Annotated in this window: 1 protein-coding gene; it reads right to left on the bottom strand. The window is 54.1% G+C overall.

From position 1 onward, the window contains the following. Window positions 1-50: 50 nt before the first annotated feature. A complete protein-coding gene (locus ACTTK7_RS17215; protein ID WP_462869328.1) occupies window positions 51-1,235 on the bottom strand; it encodes an IS256 family transposase in 1,185 nt (394 codons plus the stop codon). Window positions 1,236-1,279: the final 44 nt, after the last annotated feature.

Genomic DNA, 1,279 nt, shown 5'->3' with positions numbered 1-1,279 from the left:
GGGACCGTCAATAATTTTGTGTAAACGGCTGTCCTTTTCCAGCCTTGAAGTTAACCCTGCCGTTGAAACATATCTTCCAATTGATGTTGGGCCTGGGCGAAGCCCAGGTGGCAGCGGGTGGAAAACTTTTGATTGTAGGCATCAAAACGGCTGACCAAAAACCGTTCAATGGACGCTTCATTCGGGAATTGTTCTTTGCGTTTGACGTATTTCTTGAGCTGCTTGTTGAATGATTCGATCAGATTCGTCGAGTACAGGCTCCGCCAGATCGCGGAGGGAAAATCATAAAACGTGAGTAAGGTGGGGTGCTCGTCGAGCACCCGGCGAATCGATGGATACCGCGAGGACCACGCATCGATAAACGCTTGAAGGGCTTCAGCGGCTTCGTCGCGGCTGTTGGCCCGGTACACGGTTTTGAAGTCAGCACAAACCGCCGGACGATCCTGCACGCGGACCTTGCGGGCAAGGGTGCGGGAGACATGCACACAACACGTCTGATGCCGGGCACTCGGATAGACGGCGTGGATCGCATCGGTCATGCCTGCCAGTCCATCTGATATGACCAGGAGTACTTCTTCGAGGCCGCGGACCTGAAGGTCCTCCAGGAGCTCCTGCCAGTTGCCCGCGGATTCAGTCGGAGCCAGCAGATACGCCAGCACTTCTTTGGAGCCGTCTTCCTGAATCCCGACCGCGATATACACGGCTTCTTTGGCGACCGTGTCCCGTTTCAACGCGATAAACGTGGCATCCAGATAGATGCAGGCGTAGCGTTTCGCCAGCGACCGGTGTCGAAAGGCTTCCACTTCGGCTTCCATGGTCTGCGTCATATTGGAAATCGTCTGCGGCGTGTAATGGTGGCCATACATGCGTTCCAGGAGATCGGCGATCTCCGCGGTGGTGACGCCCTTGTGGTACATATGCATCACAAAGGCTTCCAGCGTATCATTGGTCCGTTTGTACGGCGCGACCGTCTGTTGGTGAAAGTCCCCGTTCCGGTCCCGGGGAATCGCCAGCGACAGCTCCCCAAATTCCGTTTTCAAGGTGCGTTCGTACGTGCCGTTGCGGGAATTGCCGGAACCGATGCCGGACGCATCGTATTTCTCATAATCCAGAAAGGACGTCAATTCGGTTTGAAGCAGCTGGTTCACGGCGTGTTCCAGATGAGATCGAAAGATCTCGTTGATATCCTGATGTTGGACTAGAGCGTGAGCAATATCTGTCGAAAAATTATTCATAGGGAAGTCCTCTTTTCTGTGGATGTGGTCGGTAACTTCATTCT

The sequence above is a fragment of the Marinococcus tarijensis genome (assembly GCF_054971385.1).
The sequence above is the reverse complement of the archived record's forward strand: the minus strand, read 5'-3'. Positions and strand labels throughout refer to the sequence as shown.